We start from the raw sequence: 4,519 nt of genomic DNA on the forward strand, positions 1-4,519 counted from the left end.
GTTCAATAAAGGGATTTGGCCACTGATTCATTAGGCTTTCCTTACGTTTTCAGTCGTTTTTATATCGTGGTACTCATTCAGTTCACGGTAGTTGGCGCGGCGCTTTTCTAAATCTGTCTGGATTTGTTGCATAAACTCGCGGTCAACTTTCAGCAGACGAACTACGCCTGCGGTAATCAGATAGCCTACACCCGGTATGATGGTAAACAGCAGCATAATACCGTTAATGGCGGAGTCGCTTTGCGCTTTCGCCCCTGCGTCGTAGCCGTACCAGGAGAGCAGGAAACCAACCATCGCTCCGGCAATCGCCAGGCCCAGTTTCAGGAAGAACAGGTTGCCGGAGAAGCTGATTCCGGTGATACGTTTACCGGTTTTCCACTCGCCGTAGTCATCGACATCTGCCATCAGCGACCAGTGCAGTGGGGATGGGATCTGGTGCAGAATGTTGAGCAGGAAGTAAAGCACCATAATCATCATGGTGGCTTTAGGATCGAAGAAGTAAAACGCGCCGGAGAAAATCGCCAGGATGATATTGGTCCAGAAGAAGACTTTCAGTTTGCACCAGCGATCGGTTAACACCTTCGCCAGCATGCTGCCGATCATCATGCCCACAACGCCAAGGCTGATAAACAGCGTTGCGAACTGCGTGCTTTGCTGCATAACCCAGGTTACGTAGTACATGGTGGCAGCCATGCGAATAAAGCCCGGACAGACGTTGCACAGGGTTAACAGCAGGATTTTTACCCACTGATCGTTCTTCCATACGTCTTTCAGGTCGGCTTTTAAATCGTCGTTAGTCGGGACGGCAGGACGTACGCGCTCACGGACGGTTGCAAAGCAAAACAGGAACATACACATGCCGATGAAGGCCAGCACTGCCATCGCCATCTGATAGCCTTTAGCTTTATCTTCCCCGCCAAACCAGTCCGCCATTGGCAGCAAGGTGAGGGAGAGCAGCAGGGTTGCAATTCCTACCAACACAAAGCGATATGACTGGCAGGCGACACGTTCCTTTGGATCGTTAGTGATGACGCTGCCGAGCGAGCAGTAAGGGATATTGATCGCCGTATAGGTGATAGAGAGCAGGAAGTAGGTGACGAACGCATAGATTACTTTGCTGTTATATGTCCACTCAGGGGTGGTAAACATGAGTACGCTAAATAATGCGTATGGGAAAGCCATCCACAAAAGCCATGGACGAAATCGACCATATTTGCTGCGGGTGCGATCGGCCATCGCGCCCATAATAGGGTCGGTAACGGCATCTATAACGCGTACTGAGAGCAGTAACACGCCGACCAGGGCCGGTGCCAGGCCAAAAATATCTGTGTAAAAATAGTTAACAAACAACATGATGGCGCCAAAGATGATGTTGCATCCGGCGTCGCCCATTCCATAGCCGATCTTTTCTTTCACCGTGAGCTTACTGGTTTCCATCAACTGCACTCCATTAATAAGATATGGAGATAATTATTGTCTGGCAGAGGTGTTTTTGCGTTGCAGGATAACGCCAGTGATATGGACGAAACAGTCGTGAGTGGGAAAGTGTGAGGCAGGTAACAACCCCCACCTGATACAGGTGGGGGGAGGGGGAATTAATGCGCTTTAGCTACTTTGGCGGTTTTCTGTTTGCACAAATAGCCGATGCCAAGAATGGCAATCCATACCGGGATTAAGTACACCGAAATCGCCATGCCCGGCGTCATCAGCATAATCACCAGCACTGCAGCCATGAAAATCAGACATACCCAGTTCCCAAGCGGATAGAGCAGCGCCGGGAAACGGGTGGTAACGCCTTGCTGCTGTTTGGCTTTGCGGAACTTCATGTGCGCCAGGCTAATCATTGCCCAGTTGATCACCAGTGCGGAAACCACTAGCGCCATCAGCAGGCCAAAGGCGGATTCCGGTGCCAGATAGTTGATCAGTACACACAGAGCCGTAACCAGAGCGGAGACCAGAATGGTGTTCACCGGTACGCCGCGTTTGTCGACGTTCATCAGCGCTTTTGGCGCGTTGCCCTGCTGTGCCAGACCGAACAGCATACGGCTGTTGCAGTATACGCAGCTGTTATAGACAGAAAGGGCAGCGGTCAGCACTACGATGTTCAGAGCATTGGCAACAAAGGTGTCGCCCAGCTCGTGGAAAATAAGGACAAACGGGCTGGTATCAGCCGTGACGCGCGTCCACGGCATCAGGGAAAGTAGAACAGCCAGCGAACCTACATAGAAAATCAGGATACGGTAGATAACCTGGTTGGTTGCTTTGGGAATGCTTTGCTCCGGGTTATCGGCTTCTGCTGCGGTGATCCCGACCAGCTCCAGCCCACCGAAAGAGAACATAATAATAGCCATCATCATCACCAGACCGGTGAAGCCGTGCGGCAGGAAGCCCCCCTGGCTCCACAGGTTACTGACGCTGGCCTGCGGGCCGCCGTTGCCGCTAAACAACAACCAGCCGCCGAACAGAATCATCGCAACCACGGCAATGACTTTAATAATGGCGAACCAGAACTCCATTTCCCCAAACACTTTCACGTTGGTCAGGTTGATGGCGTTGATCAGCACGAAGAAGGCTGCAGCAGAAACCCAGGTGGGGATATCCGGATACCAGAACTGGATGTATTTACCTACGGCAGTCAGTTCAGCCATGGCAACCAGGACGTACAGTACCCAATAGTTCCAGCCAGAAGAGAAACCCGCGAAACCGCCCCAGTATTTATAAGCAAAGTGGCTAAAGGAGCCTGCAACCGGCTCTTCAACCACCATTTCACCTAACTGACGCATAATCAAAAAGGCGATAAAGCCGGCAATTGCGTAACCCAGAATAATACCCGGTCCTGCAGACTGGATAACAGATGCGCTACCGAGGAATAACCCGGTACCAATCGCGCCACCCAGCGCGATTAGCTGTATATGGCGGTTCTTAAGACCGCGCTTGAGCTGATCGCCATGCTGTTGACTTTCCATCATTAAACCTCGTGTGTGGTTTTACTCTTCATATTTCGAGTACTTATTTTTTGAACTACGCAGCAATGCGTGTGTAAGTTTGCAATTCCGTTTGTTGTATTTATTTGTTTACAGATACTTTATATAAAATGTTGCCTCAATGCTTTTGTCTTGATCAGAATAATGATATGCGAGCGCTAATGCACCTGCTTTATGCGGGCAAGATGACGAGTTGAATAAAAAGAAACCATTTGTAAATGCGAGTTTATCTACCACAAAATTTCCATTTTGAATTTTTATTCACTAATTGTGGCTAATTTGTCGATAAATAATCAGGTGAATCGGTTCAGATGAGATATTTTTTCGTTTCAATTCCGTTAAAACTACCCCGTGGTGGGTAAATTTAACATTTGTGCATAGTTACATGTTTGAAACGTTATTTCTGTATTTTTGTTAAAATATGCCCCCTTTACTGATTTCAATCAAAACCTGTATGGACAGAAGGTGAATACTTTGTTACTTTAGCGTCAAGAACATGAAATTGGTAAGACCAATTGACTCCGGGCAAATGGCTTAAGACAGGAAATCATGGCCTACAGCAAAATCCGCCAACCAAAACTCTCCGATGTGATTGAGCAGCAGCTGGAGTTTTTAATTCTTGAGGGGACACTTCGCCCCGGAGAAAAACTCCCACCGGAACGCGAGCTGGCAAAACAGTTCGACGTCTCCCGCCCCTCCTTACGCGAGGCGATCCAACGCCTTGAAGCGAAGGGGTTACTGCTTCGTCGTCAGGGCGGTGGCACTTTTGTTCAGAGCAGCCTGTGGCAGAGCTTTAGCGACCCACTGGTAGAGCTGCTCTCCGACCATCCTGAATCCCAGTTTGACCTGCTTGAGACGCGCCATGCGCTGGAAGGTATTGCAGCCTATTACGCTGCACTGCGCAGCACGGATGAAGACAAAACGCGTATCCGTGAACTCCACCACGCGATTGAGCTTGCTCAACAGTCCGGCGATCTTGACGGCGAATCTGACGCGGTACTCCAGTATCAAATTGCTGTCACCGAAGCGGCACATAATGTGGTGCTGCTCCATTTGCTAAGGTGTATGGAGCCGATGCTGGCCCAGAACGTTCGGCAAAACTTCGAATTGCTGTATGCGCGTCGCGAGATGCTGCCGCTGGTGAGCAGTCACCGTACCCGCATCTTTGAAGCAATTATCGCCGGGAAGCCTGAAGAAGCGCGTGAAGCGTCTCACCGTCACCTGGCGTTTATCGAAGAGATTCTGCTGGACAGGAGCCGTGAGGAAAGCCGTCGTGAACGCGCCTTACGCCGTCTGGAGCAACGAAAGAATTAGTGATTTTTCTGGCAGAACGTTAACCAGAAGATGTTGTAAATCAAGCGCTATCGAAAGGCGCGGCAACTAAACGCAGAACCTGTCTTATTACGCTCTCTGGTGAGAACGTAATGGGACAGGTTCCAGATAACTCAACGTATTAGATAGATAAGGAATACCCCCATGTCAGAACGTTTCCCAAATGACGTGGATCCGATCGAAACTCGCGACTGGCTACAGGC

Annotated in this window: 3 protein-coding genes; 1 reads left to right on the forward strand and 2 read right to left on the reverse strand. The window is 49.9% G+C overall.

What is annotated here, in order from left to right:
* Positions 1-30 precede the first annotated feature (30 nt).
* Entirely contained in the window at positions 31-1,437 is a 1,407-nt protein-coding gene (locus KQJ19_RS22435) for an MFS transporter (protein ID WP_016151715.1), read from the reverse strand.
* A 158-nt stretch (positions 1,438-1,595) separates the two neighbouring features.
* Positions 1,596-2,969 (reverse strand): aromatic amino acid transporter AroP, encoded by a 1,374-nt coding sequence (gene aroP / locus KQJ19_RS22440; protein WP_085951098.1) that lies wholly within the window; start codon positions 2,967-2,969, stop codon positions 1,596-1,598.
* Positions 2,970-3,533: 564 nt separating this feature from the next.
* On the opposite strand from aroP, the gene pdhR reads away from it, so the two are divergent.
* Positions 3,534-4,298 (forward strand): pyruvate dehydrogenase complex transcriptional repressor PdhR, encoded by a 765-nt coding sequence (gene pdhR, locus KQJ19_RS22445; protein ID WP_003018699.1) that lies wholly within the window; start codon positions 3,534-3,536, stop codon positions 4,296-4,298.
* The last annotated feature ends 221 nt before the right edge of the window (positions 4,299-4,519 follow it).

Origin of the sequence: Citrobacter sp. S46_ASV_140 (assembly GCF_018919545.1) — a bacterium.
Taxonomy (GTDB): Bacteria; Pseudomonadota; Gammaproteobacteria; order Enterobacterales; family Enterobacteriaceae; genus Citrobacter; species Citrobacter braakii.

Coding starts and splice junctions, on each gene's coding strand:
- KQJ19_RS22435 (WP_016151715.1), bottom strand. CDS start 1,437: ATGGAAACCAGTAAGCTCACGGTGAAAGAAAAGATCGGCTATGGAATG.
- pdhR (WP_003018699.1), top strand. CDS start 3,534: ATGGCCTACAGCAAAATCCGCCAACCAAAACTCTCCGATGTGATTGAG.
- aroP (WP_085951098.1), bottom strand. CDS start 2,969: ATGATGGAAAGTCAACAGCATGGCGATCAGCTCAAGCGCGGTCTTAAG.